This window comes from Nonomuraea mangrovi (assembly GCF_042681425.1).
GTDB classification, from domain to species: domain Bacteria; phylum Actinomycetota; class Actinomycetes; order Streptosporangiales; family Streptosporangiaceae; genus Nonomuraea; species Nonomuraea mangrovi.
This window is the reverse complement of the sequence record NZ_JBHUFV010000033.1, coordinates 93839-117514: the sequence shown is the minus strand read 5'-3', so window position 1 is coordinate 117514 and position 23676 is coordinate 93839. Positions and strand designations below refer to the sequence as shown.

The 23676-nt window shown below is 69.2% G+C and carries 20 protein-coding genes; 8 read left to right on the top strand and 12 right to left on the bottom strand.

Annotated features, from left to right (window positions below; translation table 11 throughout):
* The first annotated feature begins 7 nt into the window (after positions 1–7).
* Both aceE and ACFSKW_RS19030 read left to right on the top strand, forming a co-directional pair.
* A complete protein-coding gene (aceE, locus tag ACFSKW_RS19035) occupies positions 8–2443 on the top strand; it encodes a pyruvate dehydrogenase (acetyl-transferring), homodimeric type (RefSeq protein ID WP_379573595.1) in 2436 nt (811 codons plus the stop codon).
* A 107-nt stretch (positions 2444–2550) separates the two neighbouring features.
* A complete protein-coding gene (locus ACFSKW_RS19030; protein WP_379573594.1) occupies positions 2551–3582 on the top strand; it encodes a PrsW family intramembrane metalloprotease in 1032 nt (343 codons plus the stop codon).
* On the opposite strand, the gene ACFSKW_RS19025 is transcribed toward ACFSKW_RS19030, so the two are convergent.
* Positions 3583–4431, bottom strand: a complete 849-nt coding sequence (locus ACFSKW_RS19025; RefSeq protein WP_379573593.1) for an alpha/beta fold hydrolase — start codon at positions 4429–4431, stop codon at positions 3583–3585. It lies immediately after the preceding gene.
* 53 nt (positions 4432–4484) lie between these two features.
* On the opposite strand from ACFSKW_RS19025, the gene ACFSKW_RS19020 reads away from it, so the two are divergent.
* Positions 4485–5057: a CGNR zinc finger domain-containing protein gene (locus ACFSKW_RS19020; RefSeq protein ID WP_379573592.1), complete on the top strand. Its 573-nt coding sequence runs from the start codon at positions 4485–4487 to the stop codon at positions 5055–5057.
* Here ACFSKW_RS19020 and ACFSKW_RS19015 read toward each other — a convergent pair.
* Positions 4965–6323, bottom strand: coding sequence for an MFS transporter (locus ACFSKW_RS19015; protein ID WP_379573591.1), 1359 nt, complete (start codon positions 6321–6323; stop codon positions 4965–4967). The genes ACFSKW_RS19020 and ACFSKW_RS19015 overlap by 93 nt on opposite strands.
* Before the next feature lie 44 nt (positions 6324–6367).
* On the opposite strand from ACFSKW_RS19015, the gene ACFSKW_RS19010 reads away from it, so the two are divergent.
* Complete coding sequence (locus ACFSKW_RS19010) at positions 6368–6886, top strand: winged helix-turn-helix transcriptional regulator (RefSeq protein WP_379573590.1); 519 nt, start codon at positions 6368–6370, stop codon at positions 6884–6886.
* Positions 6887–7268: 382 nt separating this feature from the next.
* Here the strand turns inward: ACFSKW_RS19010 and ACFSKW_RS19005 are convergent, their stop codons facing one another.
* The gene (locus tag ACFSKW_RS19005) at positions 7269–8477 is read right to left on the bottom strand and encodes an amidohydrolase (RefSeq protein ID WP_379573589.1); all 1209 of its coding nucleotides are present in this window, start codon (positions 8475–8477) and stop codon (positions 7269–7271) included.
* 104 nt (positions 8478–8581) lie between these two features.
* On the opposite strand from ACFSKW_RS19005, the gene ACFSKW_RS19000 reads away from it, so the two are divergent.
* Positions 8582–9028, top strand: coding sequence for a hypothetical protein (locus ACFSKW_RS19000; protein ID WP_379573588.1), 447 nt, complete (start codon positions 8582–8584; stop codon positions 9026–9028).
* A gap of 5 nt (positions 9029–9033) precedes the next feature.
* Here ACFSKW_RS19000 and ACFSKW_RS18995 read toward each other — a convergent pair whose 3' ends face one another.
* From ACFSKW_RS18995 to ACFSKW_RS18985, 3 genes are read right to left on the bottom strand one after another with little or no spacing between them, the layout of a single operon-like run.
* Complete coding sequence (locus ACFSKW_RS18995) at positions 9034–9840, bottom strand: carbohydrate ABC transporter permease (RefSeq protein WP_379573587.1); 807 nt, start codon at positions 9838–9840, stop codon at positions 9034–9036.
* Entirely contained in the window at positions 9837–10691 is an 855-nt protein-coding gene (locus tag ACFSKW_RS18990; RefSeq protein ID WP_379573586.1) for a carbohydrate ABC transporter permease, read from the bottom strand. The genes ACFSKW_RS18995 and ACFSKW_RS18990 overlap by 4 nt, the downstream gene beginning before the upstream one ends.
* A complete protein-coding gene (locus ACFSKW_RS18985) occupies positions 10688–11995 on the bottom strand; it encodes an ABC transporter substrate-binding protein (protein ID WP_379573585.1) in 1308 nt (435 codons plus the stop codon). The genes ACFSKW_RS18990 and ACFSKW_RS18985 overlap by 4 nt, the downstream gene beginning before the upstream one ends.
* A gap of 233 nt (positions 11996–12228) precedes the next feature.
* Here ACFSKW_RS18985 and ACFSKW_RS18980 point away from each other — a divergent pair, with 233 nt between their 5' ends.
* Positions 12229–13242, top strand: a complete 1014-nt coding sequence (locus ACFSKW_RS18980) for a LacI family DNA-binding transcriptional regulator (RefSeq protein WP_379573584.1) — start codon at positions 12229–12231, stop codon at positions 13240–13242.
* Positions 13243–13448: 206 nt separating this feature from the next.
* Here ACFSKW_RS18980 and soxR read toward each other — a convergent pair whose 3' ends face one another.
* The 6 genes from soxR to ACFSKW_RS18950 all read right to left on the bottom strand — a co-directional run bounded on the left by soxR (position 13449) and on the right by ACFSKW_RS18950 (position 21654).
* Positions 13449–13904 (bottom strand): redox-sensitive transcriptional activator SoxR, encoded by a 456-nt coding sequence (soxR, locus tag ACFSKW_RS18975; RefSeq protein WP_379573583.1) that lies wholly within the window; start codon positions 13902–13904, stop codon positions 13449–13451.
* A gap of 529 nt (positions 13905–14433) precedes the next feature.
* Complete coding sequence (locus tag ACFSKW_RS18970) at positions 14434–17241, bottom strand: vitamin B12-dependent ribonucleotide reductase (RefSeq protein ID WP_379573582.1); 2808 nt, start codon at positions 17239–17241, stop codon at positions 14434–14436.
* Positions 17238–17693: a transcriptional regulator NrdR gene (gene nrdR, locus ACFSKW_RS18965; protein WP_183647109.1), complete on the bottom strand. Its 456-nt coding sequence runs from the start codon at positions 17691–17693 to the stop codon at positions 17238–17240. The genes ACFSKW_RS18970 and nrdR overlap by 4 nt, the downstream gene beginning before the upstream one ends.
* A gap of 772 nt (positions 17694–18465) precedes the next feature.
* A complete protein-coding gene (locus ACFSKW_RS18960) occupies positions 18466–18705 on the bottom strand; it encodes a hypothetical protein (protein WP_379573581.1) in 240 nt (79 codons plus the stop codon).
* Positions 18706–20274: 1569 nt separating this feature from the next.
* Entirely contained in the window at positions 20275–21186 is a 912-nt protein-coding gene (locus ACFSKW_RS18955) for a diacylglycerol/lipid kinase family protein (RefSeq protein WP_379573580.1), read from the bottom strand.
* 162 nt (positions 21187–21348) lie between these two features.
* A complete protein-coding gene (locus ACFSKW_RS18950) occupies positions 21349–21654 on the bottom strand; it encodes a LysM peptidoglycan-binding domain-containing protein (protein ID WP_379573579.1) in 306 nt (101 codons plus the stop codon).
* 922 nt (positions 21655–22576) lie between these two features.
* On the opposite strand from ACFSKW_RS18950, the gene ACFSKW_RS18945 reads away from it, so the two are divergent.
* A complete protein-coding gene (locus ACFSKW_RS18945; RefSeq protein ID WP_379573578.1) occupies positions 22577–22852 on the top strand; it encodes a hypothetical protein in 276 nt (91 codons plus the stop codon).
* 27 nt (positions 22853–22879) lie between these two features.
* Positions 22880–23587: a transcriptional repressor LexA gene (gene lexA, locus ACFSKW_RS18940; protein WP_379573577.1), complete on the top strand. Its 708-nt coding sequence runs from the start codon at positions 22880–22882 to the stop codon at positions 23585–23587.
* Positions 23588–23676: the final 89 nt, after the last annotated feature.

The window sequence follows — 23676 nt, the reverse complement described above, 5'->3', positions numbered from 1 at the left end:
TGGCAATATGCAGATGGATCTGGACCCCCAGGAGACCGCGGAGTGGCTGGAGTCGCTCGAGGCGGTCGTCAGGGCCAAGGGGCAGGAGCGCGCGGACTACCTCGTCAGGCGGCTGTCCACGAGCTCCCGATACGTCAACACCGTGCCCACGGCCGAGGAGCCGCCCTACCCGGGCGACCTGGAGCTGGAGGAGCGCATCGCCGCCTACGACCGGTGGAACGCGGCCGCCATGGTCACCCGCGGCAGCAAGCTGGGCCTGGGCGGCCACATGGCGACCTACGCCTCGGCCGCCTGGCTGTACGAGGTCGGGTTCAACCACTTCTTCCACGGCGAGGACGACCAGGTCTACTTCCAGGGGCACGCCTCGCCTGGCGTGTACGCGCGCGCCTTCCTCGAAGGAAGGCTGAGCGAGGAGCGCCTCGACCGCTTCCGCCGGGAGACCCTCGGCGGGCTGTCGTCCTACCCGCATCCTCGCGCGATGCCCGACTTCTGGCAGTTCCCCACGGTGTCGATGGGCCTCGGCCCGCTGAACGCCGTCTATCAGGCCAGGTTCAACCGCTACCTGCACAACCGCGGCATCAAGGACACCTCCTCCGGCCACGTGTGGGCCTTCCTCGGCGACGGCGAGATGGACGAGCCCGAGGCGACGGCCGCCCTCACGCTGGCCGCGCGGGAGGGGCTCGACAACCTGACCTTCGTGATCAACTGCAACCTCCAGCGGCTGGACGGCCCGGTGCGCGGCAACACCCGCATCGTGCAGGAGCTGGAGAGCGTCTTCAGCGGCGCGGGCTGGAACGTCGTCAAGGCGCTGTGGGGCGCCGAATGGGATCCGCTGCTGGAGTCCGACGAGCTCGTGGCCAGGCTGGGCGCGGTCCCCGACGGGCAGTTCCAGACGTTCGCCGCCTCGGACGGCGCCTACATCAGGCGACACCTGTTCGAGGGCATCGAGACGAGCCTCACCGACGAGGAGCTGCGCCGCGTCGTCGGCGGTTCGCGGGCGGGGCACGAGCCGCGCAAGGTGTACGCCGCCTACCGCAGGGCGCTCGACACCAAGGGCGTGCCCACGGTGATCCTCGTGCAGACGGTGAAGGGCTGGACGCTGGGAGCGGGCGTCGAGGCGCGCAACGCCAACCACCAGATGAAGAAGCTGACCCAGGAGGAGTTCAGGGTGATGGGCGAGCGCCTCGGGCTGCCCGTTCCCTCCTTGGACGGCGAGCTTCCTCCCTACCTGCACCCGGGGCCCGACTCGCCCGAGGTCCGCTACCTCGCCGCGCGGCGGGCCGCGCTGGGCGGGCCGATACCGCGACGCACCGTACGGCCGAGCCGCCTGGAGGTGCCGTCCGCGCCGTTCGCCGCGCTCGCGAAAGGCTCCAAACAGCCTGTCGCCACCACGATGGCCTTCGTCAGGCTGGTCAAGGACCTCATGAAGGATCCGGCGACCGGCGGCCGCTGGGTGCCGATCGTGCCCGACGAGGCCAGGACCTTCGGCATGGAGTCGCTGTTCCCCACCGCGAAGATCTACTCGCCGCTCGGCCAGCGCTACGAGGCCGTCGACAGGGACCTGCTGCTCGCCTACAAGGAGGCCACCGACGGGCAGATCCTCATCGAGGGGATCACCGAGGCCGGCTCGATGTCCTCCTTCACCGCGGCGGCGACCAGCTACGCCACGCACGGCGAGCCCATGATCCCCTTCTACATCTTCTACTCGATGTTCGGCTGGCAGCGCACCGGCGACCAGATGTGGGCGCTGGCCGACCAGCTCGGCCGCGGGTTCCTCATCGGCGCGACCGCGGGCCGCACCACCATGACAGGTGAGGGGCTGCAGCACGCCGACGGCCACTCCCAGCTGCTCGCCTCGGCCAACCCCGCGTGCCTCAGCTACGACCCGGCCTTCGCCTACGAGGTCGGCGTCATCGTGCGCGAAGGCCTGCGGAGGATGTACGGCGAGGCGGGCGAGGACGTCTTCTACTACCTCACCGTCTACAACGAGCCGCTGCCCCAGCCCGCCATGCCGGAAGGCGTCGAGGAGGGGATCGTCAGAGGCCTGTACCGCTTCTCCGAGGGCGGAGGGGAGGCGCACATCCTGGCCAGCGGCACCGCGATCCACTGGGCGCTGGAGGCCCAGCGCCTGCTGGCCGAGGAGCACGGCGTCGGGGTCGACGTCTGGTCGGTCACCTCGTGGAGCGAGCTGCGCCGCGACGCGATGTCGACGGGCGGCGTGCCGTACGTGAAACAGGCCCTCGAGGGCACGCATGGACCGATCGTGGCGGTGAGCGACTGGATGAGGGCCGTGCCCGACCAGATCAGCCCGTGGATCGAGCGGCCGTGGACCTCGCTGGGCACCGACGGGTTCGGCCTGTCGGACACCCGCGAGGCCGTCCGCGAGCACTTCGGCGTCGACCCCCGCTCGATCGTCGAGGCCGTGCTCAAGGCCGGTAAGTAGGAGTCAACTGTCCATCTATCGGAGGAGAGCACTGTGAGAGCGTGACCTCTGTGACTCGCCCTGCGGTGCTCTATCCGCGACCAAGCAAATCGCTCATCATCGGCCTCGTGATCTCCGGCATCTGCGCTCTGCTGGTGCTGGCCTCGATGCTGCTGTCCAACGAACCCTCCGGCTTCGGCCTGGCGGCGCTCATGGCCGTGGCGCCCCTGCCCATCCTGCTCGCCGCCGTGCTGGCGCTCGACAGGCTGGAGCCGGAACCCAGGCTCAACCTCGCCTTCGCCTTCGTCTGGGGCGCGGGCGTGGCCGTCGTGCTGGCCGTCGTGCTGAGCATGGCCGGTGAGGCCCTGGTCCGCAGCGCGGGGTACGGCCAGACGGTGGCCGGCAACATCGGCGTCGTCGTCCTGGCCCCCGTCACCGAGGAGGCACTGAAGGGGGCGGCGCTTCTGTTGCTCCTGCGCAGGCGCAAGGAGATCGACGGCCTGACCGACGGCATCATCTACGCCGCCATGGCGGGCCTCGGCTTCGCGCTCGTGGAGAACGTCGGCTACTACCTCGTCGCCTTCGTCGAGGGCGGGGCGGGCGACGCCGTCGGCGTGTTCGTGATGCGCGGCGTCATCTCGCCGCTCGGCCACCCCGTCTACACCTCGATGATCGGGCTCGGCGTGGCCTACGCCGCCACCAGGCGCCACCCCGTCAGGTGGCTGGCGATCCCGCTCGGCTATCTGGGCGCGGTCCTGCTGCACGGCGCGTGGAACGGCGCGGCGACGCTGGGAAGCCTTCCCGCGCTGGGCGGCGCCTACCTGCTCGAGCTCGCCGTGATCATCGTGCTCGTGGTGGTGACCGTGAGGGAGCGCCAGAGGGTGCTCGGCAAGATCGGTGGGGTCCTGCCCGCATACCTGCCCACCGGCGTCGTCACGCCGCAGGACGTCGGCATGCTGAGCTCGCTCAAGGCGCGCAGGCACGCCCGCAGGTGGGCCAGGAAGGCGGGATTGTCGAAGGCCATGTCCGACTACCAGCACGCGGCCACGGAGCTGGCCATGCTCCACATGCGCGCCGAGCGCGAGGGCATGGCGCCCGCCGAGTTCACCGGGCAGCGCGAGGCGCTGCTGCACGTCATGGGCGCGGCCCGGCGCTGGTGACTACACCTTCAGGAAGTCGCGCAGGTGGGACAGCACGACGTCAGGGCGTTCCTCCGCCAGGAAGTGGCCGCAGTCGGAGATCTCCGCGCCCCGCACGTCCCTGGCGTAGTCACGCCACACCTCCTCGACGCCGACGCGGGCGGGCAGGCCCGCCGAGCCCCACAGGGCGAGCACCGGCATCTCCAGCCGCCTGCCCGCGTCGTAGTCGGCGTCGTCATGGGCCGCGTCGTCGGGGAACGAGGCCCGGTAGTCGTCGAACCCGGCCCTGAGAGCCCCCGGCTGTGAGAAGGCCCGGTAGTACTCCTCCACGTCGAGAGCGGCCCGCTGGACGGTCCACTTCTCGAAGAAGTAGCCCAGGTAACCGCGCACGTCGGCGCCCGCGAGCCGCTCGGGCAGGTCGGGCTGCAGGTGGAAGGTCCAGTGCCAGGTGCCGAGCGCGACGCCCGAGATCATGTCGAAGCGCCGCCACATCTCCCTGGTGGGGATGATGTCCATGACGACCAGGCGCTCCACCTCGTCGGGGTGGTCGAGGGCGTAACGGTGGGCGACGCGCCCTCCCCTGTCGTGGCCGACCAGTGCGACCCGCTCATGGCCGAGCTGTCGTGCCAGCTCGCGCACGTCGGCGGCCATCGTGCGCTTGTCGAACCCGGTGCGCGGCTTGTCGGTCAGCCCGTATCCGCGCAGGTCGGGTGCCACGACCGTGAAGTGTTCCGCCAGCGGGGAGATGAGGTGGCGCCAGCAGTGGCTGGTCTGGGGCCAGCCGTGCAGCAGCATCAGCAGCGGCCCCTCGCCCTCGATCAGGTAGTGCATGCGCAGGTCGCCGACCTGGGCCATCCGTGATTCCACCATCGTGTAACTCCATCGTGTGGTTACAGGCTTAACCCCATCATATGGTTAGAGACATGCGAACGCGAGACTGGGTGTGGGACGGCGGACGGCCCGCACTGGATTTCGTCAACACCTACCGAGACCGCAAGACCGGCGGCCGGGAACTGCTGCGCGAGCCCGAGGACCTGCTGGCGTGGCTCGGCCTGCCCGAAGACCTGCCGTTCGCCCCGAGCCCGCAGGAGTCCTCGGTGGCCGGGACGACGCTGCTGATGGCGGCGAGAGAGCTGCGCGAGGCCATCTGCCGGTGCGTCGACGCGGCCGCCGCGGGCGAGAGCGGCTTCCCCGAGCCGATCAACCGCTGGGCCGCGCGCAGACAGCCGGCCCTGGTCGAGCTGGGCTCCGACCTGTCGGTCGTCCGGCTGCCGCCCGCCGACCCCGTGGTCGCGGGGCTGGCGGAGATCGCCAGCGACGCCGTCGAACTGATCGGCGGGCCCGACCTGCACCAGGTACGGGTGTGCGCCTCCCCCACGTGCGGCCTGCGCTTCGCCGACAGGTCAAACGCGGGGACCAGGCAGTGGTGCTCCATGAAGCGGTGCGGGAACCGCGAGAAGGTGCGCCTGCACCGCGCCCGCCGTACCGACCAGTAGGACGATGCAGGCGATCAGGGTCACCAGCACGCCCGCCTCCATGCCGTGCGCGCCGATCACGGCGGCCATGGCCGCCGCCCCGAGCGACGAGCCGACATAGCGGGCGGTGTTGTTGGCGCCCGAGCCCATGCTGACGCGGTGCTGCGGCACGCTCTCGATCGCCAGATGGGTGAGCGAAGAGTTGATCAGTCCGCTGCCGACGCCGCTGACGACCAGGCCCGCGATGGTCAGCGGCAGCGAGAAGTCCGCGACCACGCCGAGCAGCCCCGCGAACCCGACCGCGCTCAGCACCAGGCCGAGCGACAGTCTCGAACTCGCGCCGAGGCGCACCCTGCCGACCGCGAGAGAGGACACGAACGACGTGCCGGACCAGGCGCCGAACAGCAGCGCGGTCGACAGCGGGGTCATCCCGTGGGCGGCCTGGAGCACGGTGGGCAGGTAGCTGAGCAGGCCGATGACGGCGGCGCCGACGACGAGCGCACCCCCGGTGGCGACCAGGAACCGCGGCCGCCTGAACAGCGCGAGGTCCAGCAGCGGCTCACGGCTGCGGTGCTCGGCCACCGCGAAGGCCACCAGGAGGAGCGCGGAGACGGCGAAGGCGACGGCGACGATCGGCCGCGCCCAGCCCATCCGGCCCTCGGTCACCCCCGCGACCAGCGCGGCGACTCCGAGCGTCAGCAGCAGCACGCCCGGCAGGTCGATCCTGCGCCGCTGCGCGGCCCGCGACTCCTCCAACGTCACGGCCGCCGCCACCGTCAGCGCGAGCGCGGCGACCGCCACCACCCAGTAGATCGCCCGCCAACTCGTCAGCACCGCCAGCAGGCCTGACAGCAGCGGGCCGACGGCGGTACCCAGGCCCATCATCGCGCCGTAGACGGCCGTGGCCCGCAGGCGGGGAGCGCCGGAGGGAAAGGCATGGCCGACGATGCCCAGGCTCGCGGCCAGCACCGCGGCACTGGCCGCGCCCTGCACCAGCCGGGCGGCGACGAACACCGGCACGTTCGGCGCGGTCGCGGCCACCACGCTCGCCACGGCGAGCACCGCGGTGCCCGCGACGAGCGTCCGCTTCCTCCCGTAGTCGTCGGCCAGCCCGCCGGCGACGAGCAACAGGGACGACAGGCCCAGCGCGATGGCGCTGAGGATCCACACCGGGCCGGTCGGCCCCGCACCCAGCGCCATGGCGGTGTCGGGCAGCGTGACCATCGGGGCCGTGTAGTTCGTGAGCACGAGCAGCGGCGCCGAGGCCGCCACGGTCAGTCGGTTCATTCATTGAACCTAGCACGGTTCAATGAATGAACTAACGTGGGGTCATGGCACTCGGCAAGAACTACGACGGGCAGGACTGCTCGCTGGCCAAGGCGCTCGAACTGATCGGCGAGCGCTGGACGCTGCTGGTGATCAGGGACGCGATGTACGGCGTGCGCCGTTACGGCGACTTCCTCGCCCACCTCGACATCCCGAGGGCGGTGCTGTCACAGCGCCTGGCCGCGCTGGTCGAGGCAGGAGTGCTGGACAAGCGGCGCTATCAGGACAACCCGCCCCGCGAGGAGTACGTGCTGACGGAGGTGGGCAGAGAGCTCTGGCTGCCCGTGCTGGCGCTGGCGCAGTGGGGCGAGCGCCACCTCACCTCGGCGGGGGCGCGGCGGCTGTTCTTCCACAGCGCCTGCGGCACCCGCCTGGACCAGGCGGCGCACTGCTCGGCGTGCGGGGTGCGGGTGGGCCTCGAGGAGGTCGAGGTACGGCCGGGGCCGGGGCTGGAGACCTCCAGGTCGGACGCCGTGAGTGTGGCACTCCGCCGGTCGCACCGCATGCTCGAACCCCTCCCCTGACGGCCGCCTCAAGCCTCTCGTCATCCATCGCCCACGGCGCAGGGCTACCTGAGGACACACCGGATCCAAAAGGACCGGCGACCCGAGACCCGACCCACCGAGACCCGTCCGACCCGGGATGAGGCCGACCCGGGACCGGGCCCAACCGGGACCCTGCGGGCCTGAGGACCAGGCCCGCCCGAGCGACCGGCGACCTGGGAATGGGCCGGTGCGAGGGGACGGACACCCCGGGTGACCCGCCCGGGCTCGGCGAACCGGGGAACCGGAGACCTGAGGTCCGGGCGGCGGTGAGGGCCACGAGTCCCTGAGGGCCGGATGGGCGTTCGCAGGACACCGACCGAACCAGGGGAGCCGCAGGTCGGCGCCCCCGCCCGGCACGACGTCAGGACTCGCGGTAGTACGGGTCGGTGACCGTGCCCTCCCCGGTGTCGGTCGAGTAGGAGTACACCTCCCGCCCGTTGACGAACACCCGCAGCGCCCTGCTCATGACGTCCAGCGGGTCGCCGGACCAGATGACCACGTCACCGTCCAGCCCTGGCTTCAGCGAGCCCACCCTGTCGTCAAGACCCATGATCTTCGCGGGGCTCACGGTGATCGACCGGAGCGCCGTGTCGCGGTCGAGCCCCTCCTTCACCGCCAGCGTCGCCTGGTGGACCAGGAAATGGATCGGCACCACCGGGTGGTCGGTGGTGATGGCCAGTTCCACCCCCGCCCGCGCCAGGATGCCGGGATTGCGCAGCGAGCGGTTGCGCAGCTCCACCTTCGACCTGCTGGTGAACAGCGGGCCGATGATCACCGGGATCTGCCGCTCGGCCAGCAGGTCGGCGATCAGGTGGCCCTCGGTGCCATGATTGATGATCACTCGGTAGCCGAACTCGTCGGCCAGGCGCAGCGCCGTGGCGATGTCGTCGGCCCTGTGCGTGTGCTGGCACCAGGGCAGCTCCCCGTCCAGCACCTTCACCAGGATCTCAAGCGTGCCGTCGCGGTCGAACGCCTTGCCCTCCGCCTCGGCCTGGTCGCGCTTGGCCCGGTAGTCCTGCGCCTTGCGGAACGCGTCACGGATCACCGCGGCCACACCCTGCCTGGTGGAAGGCAGCTTCTTCTGGTCACCGTACACGCGCTTGGGGTTCTCACCGAGCGCGCTCTTCACGCTGACCGGCTCGCGGACGAGCATCTCCTCGACCGTACGGCCCCAGCACTTCACCGCCACCGTCTGACCGCCGATCGGGTTGCCCGAGCCCGGCTTGATGACGGCCGTGGTGACGCCGCCCGACAGCGCGTCGCCGAAACCGAGGTCGCCGGGGTTGATGGCGTCGAGCGCGCGCAACCTGGCGCCGTTGGGGTCGGTCATCTCGTTGGTGTCCTGGCCGGCCCAGCCGTCGGCCTCCTCGTGGACGCCCAGGTGGCCGTGCGCCTCGACGAAGCCGGGCAGCACCCAGCCGCCCGCCGCGTCGACGATCGGCACGCCCTCGGGAATGTCGATGTCGCGCCCGACGGCCACGATCGTGCCGTCCTGGATGAGCACGGTGCCGCCGTCGATGGGTTCGCCGTCGACAGGAACCACATATCCGCTGGTGATCGCGATATTCATGCATGCAACCTAGCGGAACTGACCAGCCCGCTTTCCAGATTTCGCCCCCATTGTCAGGAGATGTCCGGCATGATGATCTGCAGTCTGACGAAAGGAATGGCAGCGTGCTCAAGTCTGCTCTCGCGGCTGCGGTGATGATCGGCGGGATCCTGGCGGTCCCCGCGGCCGCCAACGCCGCCGGCTACACCCCCGAAGGGGTCTGCGGCAGTGGCTTCGCCGTGGTCAACAAGGCGCCGGTGGGGTCGCTGGGCACCGTCTACCTGCTTTACAACCGCAGGAACGGGCTCAACTGCGCCGTCACCATGAAGTCCAAGCTCCAGGGGCTCAGCACCCGCACCACGGTCGAGCTGCAGGTCTCGCGTCCGGCCGGCAACGGCACCGCGCCCTATGTCGAGAAGGACTCCGACTCCGGGCGGTTCAAGTACTACGCCGGGCCCGTGAAGCTCCAGGGCAAGGGCATGTGCGTGAAGTTCTTCGGCTCGATGGCCAACGGATACAGCAAGTCGACGGTCTCCCACGGCGGCAGCAAGGCGTGGAGCAACTGCGGCTGATCTCCTCACCCCTTGGTGGCCCCGCTGGTCAGCCCCTTGACGAAGTGCCTCTGCAGGGCGAGGTAGAACACCAGGATCGGTAGCGTGGCCAGGAACATCAGCCCGAACACGGTGCCGAAGTCCACCTGGTACTGCCCGACCGCCCGATAGATGCCGGTCGTCACCGTCGTCCCCTGGCTGGGACCGAGGATGATCAGCGGGTTGAGGAAGTCGTTCCAGATCCACACCGAGAAGAAGATGATCGCGCTGGCCGAGGCCGGGCGCAGCAGCGGGAACACCACCCGCCAGAAGGTGGCCAGGCGGCCCGCCCCATCGATGGCGGCCGCCTGTTCCATCTCGATCGGGATCGTCCGGACGAACCCCGAGAAGACGAACACCCCGAACGGCACGTAGTAGCCGACGTTGAACAGCACCAGCCCCTGCACGGTCGTCATCAGGTCGAAGAGCTGGAGCACCCGCACCACGGGCAGCAGGATGACCTGCGGCGGGATCATCAGCCCGCACAGCAGTAACAGCGCGGTCGCTCTCCCCCACCGCGACGGCGTGCGCGCGAGGTAGTGCCCGAGCATCGCCGACAGGATCGTCAGCACCGCGACCGACAGCGCCGTCACGATGACGCTGTTGCCGAGGCTGGCCCAGAACAGCCGGTCGGGGCGCGACAGCACGGCCGCCAGGTTGTCCAGCGTCGGCGGCAGCGGCGGCCCGAACGGGTCGGGCGCGATGTCGGGGCCGTGCTTGAAGGTGTTGGCCAGCACGACGTACAGCGGCACCGCGAACAGCGCCCCCACCACGGTCGTCACCAGGGCTCTCACAGCTCGACCTCCCGTCGCCGCAGCAGCCTCAGCGCCACCGCCGACGCCGACGCGATGATCGCCAGCATCACGATGGCCATCGCCGAGGCGTAACCCTGCCTGTTGGCCACGAATCCGGTCTGCAGCACCACGAACGCGATCGTGGCGGTCGAGCCCGACCCCGGCCCGCCGTTCGTGATGACCTGGATGTGGTCATAGGCCTTGAACGCCGTGATCAGCAGGACGACGGTGTTGACGGTGACCGCGGGCGCCAGCATCGGCCAGGTCACCTTGCGGAAGCGGGCGACGGCCCCCGCGCCGTCGATGGCCGCCGCCTCCTGCAGTTCGTGCGGTACGGCCTGCAGCCCCGCGAGGTAGACGACGACGCAGAAACCGAGCATCTGCCACGACATGATGCCGCCGAGCGAGTAGAGCGCGAGGTCGGGATCGGACAGCCAGCCGATGTCGGTGCCGAGCATCAGGTTGACGATGCCGTCGTCGGCGAGCATGCGCGTCCAGACCACGCTGACCACGACCGAGCTGAGCACGACGGGCACGAAGAACGTGGCCCGCCACGCGTTGTAGAACCAGCCCTTGCGGTCGAGGAGCACCGCGATGGCCAGTCCTGCGACGTTGGGCACGACGACGATGATCGCTGTGAGGATCACCGTCACCTTCAGCGCGGTCAGGAACTCCTCGTCGGTGAAGAGCAGCTGGTAGTTGCGCAGCCCGACGAACCTGCTCGGCGGGTTGAAGGGGTTGTGGTCGGTGAGGCTGTATCCGAAGCTCACCACGATCGGCGCGAGCACGAAGCACAGGTAGACGAGCATGCCGGGTGCGGCGAACACGCCGAAGTGCGCGAGTCTCCTCAAGAGGCCTTGTCCCATTCGGTGTCGAGATAGGCGGCGGCCTCGGCGGGCTTCTTCCTGCCCAGGATGACGTCCTGTACCGCGGCGTAGACCTTCGGCGTCATGCCGGAGATCAGCGAGTCGCCGCCCGTCTCCCACGAGAAGGCCTTCACCATGGCGTTCGCCTGGACGTTCTTCGACCACAGGTCGTACGTGGCCTTGAAGACGGGGCCGGTGTCGGCGGGCGGGGTGTAGCCCTTGATCGCGGGGAAGAGCGCGTCGGACTTCACGGAGTTGTCCAGGTTGCTCTTGTCGAGCTGGAAGGCCAGCGCGAACTTCTTGGCCGCGTCCAGGTGCTTGGAGTTGGCGTTGACCTCGAGCCCGCCGCCGGTGTAGCCGGGCAGGAGCGGCGCGCCGTCGGCCGTCGGCCATGCGAAGACACCGAGGTCGTCCTTGATGTCGCTCTTGTCACCCGCGGCGGCGAACCATGAGCCCATGGGGTACATCGCGCCCTTGCCCGCGAGAAAGGCCTGCTCGGTGGCGGCGTAGTCGAGGGAGAGCATGCCCTTGTCGATGTAGCCCTTGCCCGCCAGATCGCCGACGAGCGTGAGCGCCTTGACGAAGTCGGGGTCGGCGAACCTGACCGAGCCGGCTCTCCTGTCGGTCATCCAGCCGGGGGTCTTCCTGTACACCTCCGTCGCCACCGTCGCGGTGAGCGGGAGGACGCTCGGAAAGGCCTCCTTGCCGCCGCCGACCACGAACGGCGTCATGCCCTTGGCCTTCAGCTTCGCGCCGGCTTCCAGAAGTTCGGCGTAGGTCTTCGGCGGCGCGCTGATGCCCGCCTTCTCGAACATCGACTTGCGGTAGTAGACGTTGGGGATCGACTGGGTGTTGGCGGGCAACTGGTAGACCTTGCCGTCGATCGCGCCGCCGTCCGGCACCAGGAAGTCGCCGAGTTCCTCGGGCTTCCACGCATAGAGGTTCTGCGCGGCGCCGATGTCGGCGGGGGAGACGGCCAGCATCACGTCGGGGAACTGGCCGGAGGTCAGCAGTTGCTTGGCGTAGCCCGTGCGGTCGACGGTCGGCGCGACGAGCTTCTTCACCGCGATGTCGGGGTACTTGTCGGTGACGCGCTTGATCGCCGAGTCCCAGTACTCCGGGGTGAGGTTGGGGGTCTCGAAGGTCAGGAAGCTGATCTCCTGCTGCTGCCGCGCGGGAGCGCTGCCGGTGCCGCCGGGGGCCGGCTGGGCGGTCTCCCCCACGGTGCACGCGGTCGCGGCGACCGCGATGGCCAGGAGCGCCAGGACCGTTCTGCGGTGGTCAGGCATGGCGGAACTACCTCCGTCTGGGGGCGGGCGTCGGAGTTGTCCGTGAGCGTTCACGTGAACGCTCACGAGCAGCCTCCGACGTGACGTCGGCGATGTCAAGGGGTGGTTGACAGCCACGCGCGGCGGACCGATGATCGGCCCGTGAGCGTTCACGTGAGCGCTCCCACATCCGCTGCCTCCGCCCTTCACGCGTGGCGGCGTCAGCGCAGCCAGAGGAGGCTAAAGTCTCAGTCGTGCCAGGGACGAAGAAGTCGCGCAGGGTCACCATCGACGACGTGGCACGGTCCGCCGGCGTCTCCCGCCAGACGGTGTCGCGGGCCATCAACGACAAGGGCGAGATCGACCCCGAGACCAGGCGGCGCGTACTCCAGGTCGCCCAGGAGATGGGCTACCGGCCCAGCAGGTTCGCCCGTGGCATGGTGCGCCAGGACGTCACCACGCTCGCGCTGATCATCGCCGATGTGCTCAACCCCTTCTTCCCCGAGGTGGTCTCCGGCGTGCTGGAGGCGGCCGACGAGCGCGGCTGGCAGGTCGTCGTGTACGCCACGGGCTCAGAGCTGGACAAGGAGCTCGCGGTCGCCGAAAGCGTGCCCAACCACGTGGACGCGTGCGTCGGGTTCCTGCTCCACACGGGCGCCATCGACAAGATCGCCGCCTCGGGCATCCCCTTCGTGCTGCTCGACCGAGGCGGCCGCGCACCGGCGGTGCCGGGCGTGGACATCGACTTCGCCAGCGGCATCAGGCAGGGGCTCGACCACCTCATGGAGCAGGGACACCGGCGCATCGCGATGATCGACGACCACGCGCACGCCCGGCCTGGCACACACAACGCTCGCAGGGAGCTCTACCTCGCCTTCGCCGCCGAGCACGGGTTGCCGGTCGACGAGACGTGGATCCAGCCCGCGGTCAACTCCGTGGACGGGGGCGCCGCGGCGATGGACGAACTGCTCGCCGCGCATCCCGACGTCACCGCGGTGTTCGCCTACAACGACCACATCGCCATCGGGGCGATGCGGAGGGCCATGCGGCTCGGGCTCGCCGTACCGGGCAACTGTGCGTTTCTCGGCTTCGACGGGCTGGCGATCGGGGAGCTGGTCGACCCGCCGCTGACCACGATCCACATCGACAAACGCAGGCTCGGCCACCTGGCGGTCGACCAGGTCGCGGCGGTCATGACCGCGCCTCAGGGCTCGGGCGTCGAGGCGATGACGATCGACCCCAGGCTGGTGGTGCGCCTGTCGACCTGAGCCCCCAGGCTGGTGGCCCGCCTATCGACCCCAGCCCCCAGGCTGGTGGCCCGCCTATCGACCCCAGCCCCCAGGCTGGTGGTCCGCCTATCGACCCGAGCCCCCAGGCTGGTGGTCCGCCTATCGACCCGAGCCCCCAGGCTGGTGGTCCGCCTATCGACCCGAGCCCCCAGGCTGGTGGTCCGCCTATCGACCCGAGCCCCCAGTCAGGGCTCCAGCAGGCGGCGGGCCCCAGACCCCTGCCTTCCCAGCGCGTCACCGGGGTTGACCAGCGTGCACTGCTCGAACGACAGGCAACCACAACCGATGCACTCGGTGAACCTGTCGCGCATCCGCTCCATCTTCTCGATCCTGGCGTTGATCTCCTCGCTCCAGCACTGCGAGGCCCGCACCCAGAACTCCCGCGTGGGCGGCGCGTCCGGCGGCAGGAAGCCCAGCACGTCGCCGATCACCGACAGCGGCATGCCGACGCTCTGCGAGGCCCGGATGAACGCCACCCTGCGCAGCGTGCTGCGATGGTATCGGCGCTGGTTGCCCATGGTACGGCGGCTGCCGATGAGGCCCTCCCGCTCGTAGAAGCGCAGCGCGGAGGCGGGCACGCCGCTGCGCTGCGACAGCTCACCGATCGTGAGTTCCTTGGAGATCGCTGCGGGCTCCGGCACGCCCTCCAGGCTAGCTTGACTTCAACCTCGGTTTAACTACGAGGGCGGTCTCCTCGACGACCGAGGAGTCCCCCGATGCCCGACGTCGTGACCCAGGGCCTGGCTCGACGCACCCGCGACGACGTGCCTGATCGGCCCCGGCCACACCACCGAGAATGATGCCGACCATCGCCTGTCGGGCGGCTCGCTCGGCGCATGGTTCGACATGATCGTCCACTCCCCGAAGTCACTCCTGCCCGCCTCCTCACCTGACACGGTCCCGCCACCCAAACCCCGAAGCCACCCCGTCCGGCCACCACTTCCCGGGGTAGCTATTCCGCTCTGGCTCCTCACCGAGGTCGGAGAGCATGCGCGAGGTCGGAGAGCATGCGCGAGGTCGGAGCGCGGCCATCGAGCACGCAGGCCGGTGGCGCGGCCCCACCGGGACCAGAGATTCCCGCAGGTCGGGGGTTCGAGACGACCGGGCCACGCCGTGACGACAACAGGGGATTCGGAAGTCGCCCTCCGAATCCCCCTGTTCAGCCAGGTGTCAGCTGCAGCCGCTGGTGGAGCCGCAGCCCTCGCAGACGTAGCAGCTGCCCGCGGGCCGCATCTTCGTGCCGCAGGTCATGCAGAGCGGCGCGTCGGCGGTGAAGCGCTGGTGGCTCTCCAGCGTCAGCTCCTTGGTCTCCCGCGCAGGCGCGGGAGCGGCGGGCTCGACCGCCTTCGCCTCGATCGGCGCCGACTGCGCGAGCTCCTCCCTGTCGACCGCGGGGTCCTCGCCGCGCTGCTGAGCCGTACGCTCGGCGGCGGAGAAGATGCCGAGCGCGGCCCGCTCGTCGTAGGGCAGGTGGTCGAGCGCCAGGCGGCGGAAGATGTAGTCCATCACCGAGGTCGCCATCCGCACGTCGGGGTCGTCGGTCATCCCGGCGGGCTCGAAGCGCATGTTGACGAACTTGCTGACGTACGTCTCCAGCGGCACGCCGTACTGCAGGCCGATGGACATCGCCACGGAGAAGGCGTCCATGACACCCGCCAGTGTCGAACCCTGCTTGGACATCTTGAGGAAGACCTCGCCGAGCCCGTCGTCAGGGTAGGACGAGGCGGTCATGTAGCCCTTGGCGCCGCCCACGGTGAAGCGGGTGGTGGTGCTGGGACGCTGGTTCGGCATCCGGCGCCGGGTCGGCCGGTTGACCTCGATGACCTTGACCTCGGGCTCCTGCGCCTCGACGCCGGCAGCGGCCTCCTTCTTACCCGCGGCCGACAGCGGCTGGCCGACCTTGCAGTTGTCGCGGTAGACGGCCAGGGCCTTCAGGCCCATCCGCCAACCCTCCATGTAGACCTGCTCGATGTCCTCGATCGTGGCCGACTCGGGGAGGTTGACGGTCTTGGAGATCGCGCCGGACAGGAACGGCTGCGCGGCTGCCATCATGCGGACGTGGCCCATGGGCGCGATCGCCCGCTCGCCCATCGCGCAGTCGAACACCTCGTAGTGCTCGCGCTTCAGCCCGGGGGCGTCGACGACGTGGCCGTGCTCACCGATGTACTCGACGATGGCCTCGATCTGCTCCTGCTGGTAGCCGAGCTGCTTGAGCGCCCGCGGAATCGTCTGGTTGACGATCTGCATGGAGCCGCCGCCCACTAGCTTCTTGAACTTGACCAGCGCCAGGTCGGGCTCGATGCCGGTGGTGTCACAGTCCATCATCAGGCCGATGGTGCCGGTCGGCGCGAGCAGCGAGGCCTGCGCGTTGCGGTAGCCGTTCTTCTCGCCCAGCCTGAGGCAGTCGGACCACTGCTTGGACGCCTCGGTGTGGATCTTGGCGTCCATGGTGCCGATGGTGCGCAGGCTGTCGTTGGCGCCCGCGTGCTTGCGCATGACGCGCTTGTGCGCGTCGGCGTTCCTGGCATAGCCGTCGTACGGCCCGACCACCGCGGCGAGCTCGGCGCTGCGCCGGTAGGACACGCCGGTCATGAGCGAGGTGATCGCCCCGGCCACCGCGCGGCCGCCGTCGGAGTCGTAGGCGTGGCCCGTCGCCATGAGCAGCGCGCCCAGGTTGGCGTAGCCGATGCCCAGCTGGCGGTAGGCGCGGGTGGTCTCGCCGATCTTCTCGGTCGGGAAGTCGGCGAACGTGATCGACACGTCCATGGCCGTGATGATCAGCTCGGTGAGCTTCACGAAGTTCTGGATGTCGAAGGAGTTGTCGTCCTTCAGGAACTTCATCAGGTTGATGCTGGCGAGGTTGCACGAGGAGTTGTCCAGGTGCAGGTACTCCGAGCACGGGTTGGACGCGGTGATGCGGCCGGTCTCGGGGCTGGTGTGCCAGTCGTTGATCGTGTCGTCGTACTGCACGCCGGGGTCGGCGCACTCCCACGCGGCCTTGGCCATCTTGCGGAAGAGGTCCTTGGCGTCGACCTGCTCGATGACCTCACCCGTCAGGCGAGCGCGCAGGCTGAACTTGCCGCCCTTGTCGACGGCGCGCATGAACTCGTCGGAGACGCGGACGGAGTTGTTGGCGTTCTGGTACTGGACCGAGACGATGTCCTTGCCGCCCAGGTCCATGTCGAACCCGGCGTCACGGAGCGCGCGAACCTTGTCCTCTTCGCGCGCTTTCGTCTCGATGAACTCCTCGATGTCGGGGTGATCGACGTCGAGGACGACCATCTTGGCGGCCCTGCGGGTCGCGCCGCCCGACTTGATGGTGCCTGCGGAGGCGTCGGCGCCGCGCATGAAGCTCACAGGGCCGCTGGCCGTACCACCGCTCGACAGCAGTTCCTTGGAGGAGCGGATGCGGGACAGGTTGACGCCCGAGCCCGAACCGCCCTTGAAGATCACACCCTCTTCCTTGTACCAGTCGAGGATCGACTCCATGGTGTCGTCGACGGCCAAGATGAAACAGGCGCTGACCTGCTGCGGGCTCTGCGTGCCCACGTTGAACCACACCGGCGAGTTGAAGGCGAACACCTGGTTGACCAGGGCGTGCTTCAGCTCGTGGTCGAAGATCTCGACATCCTCGTCGGTGGCGAAGTAGCCGTTCTCGACCGCGGTCCTGGTGTACATCCCGACCACGCGATCGACGAGCTGCTTCAGGCTCCACTCGCGCTGCGGGGTGCCGACCGCGCCGCGGAAGTACTTGGTCGTCACGATGTTGGCCGCGTTGACCGACCACGACTCGGGGAACTCCACACCCCGCTGCTCGAAGTTGATCGAGCCGTCGCGCCAATTGGTCATGACAACGTCGCGGCGCTCCCACGTGATCTCGTCATAGGGATGCACTCCGGGCTTGGTGAAGATCCTCTTCATCTTCAACCCCTTGCGCTTGCCCCCACGCGTCGCTGACCCGCTGACCGTCTCCGTCATGACTCCCCCTTCTCGGCTTTAAGTTGCTTGATCTCGGCCTCGAAGTCCGCCAGGCTCTCGAAACCGCGATATACCGATGCGAACCGCAGGTACGCCACCTCGTCCAGGTCGCGCAGCGGCCCGAGGATCGCCAGGCCGACTTCGTTGGAGGGGATCTCAGCCGCGCCTCTGGCCCTGATCGCCTCCTCGACCCGCTGCCCGAGCTGCGCGAGCGAATCCTCTGTGACAGGCCGGCCCTGGCAGGCCCTGCGTACGCCCGCCACCACCTTGTCCCTCGAGAACGGCTCCGTCACTCCGCTGCGCTTGCTCACCATCAGCAGGACCGTCTCCTGCGTGGTGAACCTGCGCCCGCATTCAGGGCAGGTACGGCGACGCCTGATCGCGCCTCCGTCGTCCGTGGAGCGGCTGTCGATGACCCTGGTGTCCGGGTGACGACAGAACGGACAGTGCACGCTTCGCCTCCTCGACACTCCACCTGGCTCACCACTCGTAAAATGCTCGTCGGCAGATGCTCGCGCCCGCTCCACGGGCTGCCATGGACCGGTCACGGAAACACAAGTTATGGTGAACCTACATCGGTGTAACTACTAGATGTTGTGGTCCAACCGTAGAAGCGCGCGACCATGAACGCAAGTTGGCCGGGCCCGGTGAATCGAAGTCGCTGATCAGCCGTTCAGGGTCGGGCGTGTCGCACGTGAGTGACGTACGCACGCTCCTGTGACTCGTCACGGCACGACCGCCCGCGCCGCCGTTCTCGGGTCCGCCACCCTCGCGTCGCGGCTCGTCGACAGGCGCAGATGATCTCCGTGAAGGGGGCGAACGTCGGCACGAGGCAAGACCCTATGCCGCCGCGCGCCCACTCTCGACCACGACACCGGCGAATGCGCGGCTCAATTCGAGCACTCGTCGGTACGTCCCGGACCGAGCGACAGGACGACCAGATCCGTGTCCCCTCACATCCGACCGGCGGAGGATGACGCCGTCATGATCGCCGAGGCCTTTGATCCGCCTCTGCCTCAACGCCGCGCCGCCACCCGCCGTACGACGGAACCCTCGGATGAGGCCCGCGTACGCCGGGCGCCGGCCACACGGAACCCCGAACCAAGCTCGCGCACCGGCGCGTTCGGCACACGGAACCTCGGACCAAGCCCGCCTACCTCCGCGCTCGGCACACGGAACCTCGGACGAGGCTCGCATACGCCGGTCGCCGGCCACACGGAACCCTCAGACGAGGCCGGCGTACCGCCGGTCGTTGATCGCCGGGAGTAACGCGCGTAACGAGGGCGTGAACGCACATCCAAGCCGCATCTCGGCCGCGTCCGACTCCCCCTCGGAGATAGGTGAGAAGGCCGGCAGGCCGCCGATGATCGACTGCTCGAAGGCCGAACGAGGCGCAGCCAGGCGAGCGAACGGCCACTGCCTGCCCCAGCACTTCAGGAACGGCAGCCACAAATCGAAGCCCATGCCATCCCTCCTTCACCTCGCCGGTGTGGATTCCATCCCACCAGACGCCACCGACAATTTCGGAGCGCCGCCAACACCGCACTCGGCGCCTTGCCGCCTCGCCTGGGTGCCGATCATGACGACCTGGTTCGTCTGGTGGGGTGTGGCGATCGAACTCAGCGATCGAGCCCCTGCTTCCCACCGGCGAACGCGAGCCGACCACGGCGGCGGCGACGCCTCATGAGATGGACCATCAAGCACGAGATGAACCGTCAAACACGAGATGGACCATCAGGCACGAGATGGACCATCAGGCACGGAAGGGGAGGAAGTCTGACCGGCTGTAGATGCGGATCACAGGGGTTGACAGGTGATTTCACCATGGCGATGTACGGCGCCAACGCCCCGTTCGCCAGAGGCGTGCATGGCCGCCTCGACCATGGAATAGCTCCCATCCCAGGCGCCCAGCACACATGTACACGGTCAACGGCTCCGTGCAACGGATACACGTACGCCACACCCACCGCTCCGGCAGGTTCGCCCTGTCTCTCTGAGGTGGGGAGTAGCTCGCCACATCCCAGTCCGCACCGCTTGTACAACGCGAAGGACGGTCCATTCTGAGCCCTTGGTGACCGCCGCAGCCTCACGGCATGACGCCAGATGGTGTCGCACGTCGCGATCTGCTGGAAGATGCCGTCTCCCAGATCCCTCAAGCAATTGAATCCTCATAGTGATCCCGAATGCGCACTCATGGGGGACAGTCCTTCACCGGCGCACGCAAGAAGCGTGTGACACGAACCGAGAACCTCGATATATGTCGAGCAGAACGCGTTGTCACCTCGCGGGTCGTCGCGGCACTCATAGTTGGCGTCTCGGGCCTTCGAACAGTCGAAATCGACAGCCGGATCAACGTTCCCCGGACAGCGCGAGAACTCTCTTTCACTCGCAGCGCACACGACGTCAGACCGGATGGGGGCTCCCGTACGGCACGACAAGTGGGGTTCGACGGATGCGGCACAGCCCTCTCCATTAGGGAACGCCGCCCGCTCCGCAGCTACCTTCAATTCCGACGATCAGTGCTTGCTGGCTCGATGTGGCCGAGTTCTTCGCCTTATGGCGCGTGACGCAGTCCTCATATCCTGGCGCTTTCGGCCGGCAGTCCAACCCTCTCGACCCCTTACCCCTTGGGCAGATGTCATCGGCCGCGGCACGCGAATCGGCATCCGTCAGAGAATCCCATGACGGCTGCGACCGTGGAATCTGCGGAGGTGCCACAGTTGCGGAGCAACCGGCCAGGGCGAGAATGGCCATGAGTGCCGCCAGCACACTCCGGATCCGCCACCCCGGTGCGACCATACGTCCCCATGGATCCGCGGCCGACATCAGCACGCGGACATCAGCCCGGTTGCCGAACCAGCGCTATCGGCATCAAAGTGGGGCCGCCGTCATCACCCCTTGTGTGTGCACCGGCTTGGCGGCATTTCAGAAACAACACAGGGCCGTACCCGTATCCCCATCGGGCGCCCGTCGAGATCAGTAACGCCGGCGATGCGCCGGTCGCCGCACCCGTATCTCCATCGGGCGGCCGGGTCATGGTCGGCTTGTCGCGGAATCGTCGCTCCTGCCGGGTGCGGGAACCAGAAGGCGCCAGGCCGCGTGGCGGACCGTCCAGGTACGGCGCGTCACCTCGGGACCCACCTCGCCGTCGGCGTTGACGGGAACGGGCTCCCCCGCGATCGTGATCTCCCTTGCCCGGCAGGTGCGCACGTCGGCATGATCGGGATGCTCGCCGCGACGCAGCCGAAGGGCGAAGGCGAGGCGGGCGAGCGGGCCCGTGGCGAAGGAGACCACCACGTCGGCCAGCCCGTCGTCGAGCAGGGCGTCGGGCGTCAGAGGGGTTCCGCCGCCGATCGACCTGCCGTTGCCGATGCCGACCAGCAGGACCCTGCGCCGCCCGTCGGCGAGCGTCCCGCCGTCCGCGACGACGCGCAGCCTCCAGCCCGGCGCCCGCACGCCCGCGATCACCGCCCCCACGACGTACGCGGCCCGGCGGAGCAGCGATTTGAGCGGTACGGCCTCGCGCGAACCCAGCGCCCCGACCCCGAGATGGACGGCGTTGATCACGATGCCGCCTCTGTCATCGGCGAGGAGATCCATGGGGCGCACGCGCCCGTCCAGGACCACGCGGGCGGCTCTCGGGGGGTCGAGCGGCAGACCGGCCGCGCGCGCCAGGTCGTTGCCCGTGCCCATCGGCACCAGCCCGACCGGCCTGCTTTCCAGTTCCCCGCGGTCGGCGAGCGCCGCCACCAGCGCGTGCAGGGTGCCGTCGCCGCCCATGACCACGGGTACGCGGTCGGAATGCTCCCCCAGCACCCTGCCGAGATCCTCGGGATCCTCACAGATCCGCACATCGGCCCCGGCCTCCAGGGCCGCCACCGCGGCGCGGCGGATGTCGTCGTCGGCCCCGCCTGCCTTCGAGTTACGGATCACGAGCAGCTTCACGGTTCCTCCTTCGGAGAACCGCTCACCTGCCCTCCCGTGCCGGGGCGACACACCTGGCGAGGGCAGGCCGTTGCCGAGCGCGTGCCGTGGAGCGGACGTCGTCTCTCAGGAAGAAGGGGCGCCGACTCTCGGCCGGCGGCCGACGCATACCCCAGGTGCCGGTCAGGGCGCGCGGTCGGGCAGGTAGAGCCGACCGCCGGGGCGGATGAGTGAGCTGTTCAGCCCGTTGAGCCGCATGATCTCTCCCGCCACCGCGGAGGGGTCGTCGCCCGGAGAGACCGCGGCCGCGATGGTCCACAGCGTGTCGCCCTTCTCGACGACCACCCAGGGCAGCCCCTCGCGCCCCGTCCCGGTCATCTCCTGCGCGATGGCCCAACTGGTGGCCTTGGCGCCGAGCACGAAGCCTCCCAGGGACAATACGGCGAACAACCCCACGAGCACGACCCTCCCCCGTCTGGTCAGCCTCATGGGAGGGTGCTGGATCTGCTCTCCACCCGGCTCCGGCCCTGCCGGGACCACCCTGAGCCCACCCCGGCCCGACCTCGGCCTGGTCTCGCGCGCTCTACGCTTCCTCGCTTTCCCCCGATTCGCCGCGGTGCGCACCTTCGGGGCTCGGTCGACCGCCATCGGCCTGGGCCGATCCGCGACGGCCTCACTCAGGGGCAACGCCGCCCGCGCGATCTGAGGCACCGTGGCCGACCGCGCCTCGTGGGACCGGGCCGCCGCCGATCCCACCTCCCGCGTCCGCTCCGTGGGCGACCCCACCTCCTGGGGCCGGTTCCCGCCCGGCAACGCGTTCTGCCCTTGTGTCGCGCCCGTCTGGAGACCGCCGCCCCTTCGTCGCCAGGCCGGCCTGCCCAGCGACGTACCGCGCAGCCCGCCTCGCTTGCCCCGTCGACCGCTCTGGCGCCCCTCCCGCCCTCCACGCGTACCTTCGCCGCGTCCTGTCCGCCCTGATCGATCGCCTGTCGCGATCGCCCGGCCCCGCATGCCGTCCATCTCCGCCCCCGGCTCTCTCGTCCCGCCTTCAGGACCGCTCGTGCCCTCCCGCGCGTCCGAGTCCTGCACCCCCTGGTCGCGGACGACCCGCAACCGCCCGCCACCTGCCGCGCGTGGCCCCGTGGACCGTCCGCCCGATGCCCCTCGTGACCCGGCAGACCGCCCACCCCCGGCCTCGCGCGGCCCCGCGGGCCGTCCGCCGACCTGCTTGCCCTTGGCGCCGCCGTCGGCGGCCAGGGCCTCCCGTCCGTCCGCCCCCGCGGACGCTTCCCCTGCGCCGCGCCCCTTCGCCGTGCGAGGCGCCGCGCCGCGCCCTGCCGTACCACGAGGTGGGGGGACCAGGCGGAGTCGGCCTCCAGGAGCGGGAGGACGCACGCGCTCCTCTCTCGTGATGTCCGCGATCAAGGTGAGTTGTTCGTCTTGGCTGGTCGAATCTGTCGTTGTGGTCGCTCGCACTGATGACCTCCCGCCACCGTCGACCCAAGGAAAAGGTCAAATAAAGATCAGCGAATCGAACACGGTGTCGATCGAACTCCCGTACGATGTTGTACACCACGTCACCGACGATTTCGAGGAAGACTCGAACAATTGTTTGAAGTTGATCTTCATCGGCGGTACGGTCGCTGTGTGCGACATGAAGACCACGGACCGGAAGGTGGGCCGGTGAGGCATGCCGCCGGGCGAGGAGGAGAGCATGAGCGAGCCGAATGACGGCAATGGCGTCAGCGACCTTGCGGTCCGCCGTCGTGACTCACTGGGCCTGACACCCAGGCAACGCAAGATCCTTGAGGTGATTCGCGACTCGGTGCAGCAGCGCGGCTACCCGCCGTCCATGCGCGAGATCGGCGAGGCCGTGCAGCTGACCAGCACTTCCAGTGTGTCGCACCAGCTGACCGCGTTGCAGCGCAAGGGCTACCTGCGGCGTGACCCGCACCGCCCCCGCGCCCTTGAGGTCAGGCTCCCCGGCGAGCCGGTGCTGTGGGTGGACCCCGACGGTGGCGAGGACGAGTCGCCGGTCAGCAGGCCGACGGCCGCCTACGTGCCTCTGGTCGGCCGCATCGCCGCCGGTGGTCCGATCCTGGCCGAGGAGAGCGTCGAGGACGTCTTCGCGCTGCCCAAGCAGCTCGTCGGTGAGGGCACTCTCTTCCTCCTCCAGGTCGCCGGTGACTCGATGATCGAGGCCGCGATCGCCGACGGCGACTGGGTGGTCGTACGGCAGCAGCCGGTGGCCGAGAGCGGCGACATCGTGGCAGCCATGATCGACGGCGAGGCGACGGTGAAGACGTTCAAGCGCAAGGACGGCCACATCTGGCTGGTCCCGCACAACGCCAACTACGACCCGATCCCGGGCGACGAGGCCAGCGTGCTCGGCAAGGTCGTGGCGGTCCTCCGCCGCCTCTAGCCGTGTCTCGCCGCTCGATCGGCCCTCACCTTTCCCGAGGGTCGATCGAGTCGGCGTACCCCGAGCTGGGTCTTCATGGCGCACGTGTT

Excerpts from the sequence above, each read along its gene's own strand:
- aceE (WP_379573595.1), top strand. The coding sequence starts at position 8 with ATGCAGATGGATCTGGACCCCCAGGAGACCGCGGAGTGGCTGGAGTCG.
- ACFSKW_RS19025 (WP_379573593.1), bottom strand. The coding sequence starts at position 4,431 with ATGGTGGAATCACGGATGGCCCAGGTCGGCGACCTGCGCATGCACTAC.
- ACFSKW_RS19020 (WP_379573592.1), top strand. The coding sequence starts at position 4,485 with ATGCGAACGCGAGACTGGGTGTGGGACGGCGGACGGCCCGCACTGGAT.
- ACFSKW_RS19015 (WP_379573591.1), bottom strand. The coding sequence starts at position 6,323 with ATGAACCGACTGACCGTGGCGGCCTCGGCGCCGCTGCTCGTGCTCACG.
- ACFSKW_RS19010 (WP_379573590.1), top strand. The coding sequence starts at position 6,368 with ATGGCACTCGGCAAGAACTACGACGGGCAGGACTGCTCGCTGGCCAAG.
- ACFSKW_RS19005 (WP_379573589.1), bottom strand. The coding sequence starts at position 8,477 with ATGAATATCGCGATCACCAGCGGATATGTGGTTCCTGTCGACGGCGAA.
- ACFSKW_RS18985 (WP_379573585.1), bottom strand. The coding sequence starts at position 11,995 with ATGCCTGACCACCGCAGAACGGTCCTGGCGCTCCTGGCCATCGCGGTC.
- ACFSKW_RS18970 (WP_379573582.1), bottom strand. The coding sequence starts at position 17,241 with ATGACGGAGACGGTCAGCGGGTCAGCGACGCGTGGGGGCAAGCGCAAG.
- ACFSKW_RS18960 (WP_379573581.1), bottom strand. The coding sequence starts at position 18,705 with ATGGGCTTCGATTTGTGGCTGCCGTTCCTGAAGTGCTGGGGCAGGCAG.
- ACFSKW_RS18950 (WP_379573579.1), bottom strand. The coding sequence starts at position 21,654 with ATGAGGCTGACCAGACGGGGGAGGGTCGTGCTCGTGGGGTTGTTCGCC.
- ACFSKW_RS18945 (WP_379573578.1), top strand. The coding sequence starts at position 22,577 with ATGTCCGCGATCAAGGTGAGTTGTTCGTCTTGGCTGGTCGAATCTGTC.
- lexA (WP_379573577.1), top strand. The coding sequence starts at position 22,880 with ATGAGCGAGCCGAATGACGGCAATGGCGTCAGCGACCTTGCGGTCCGC.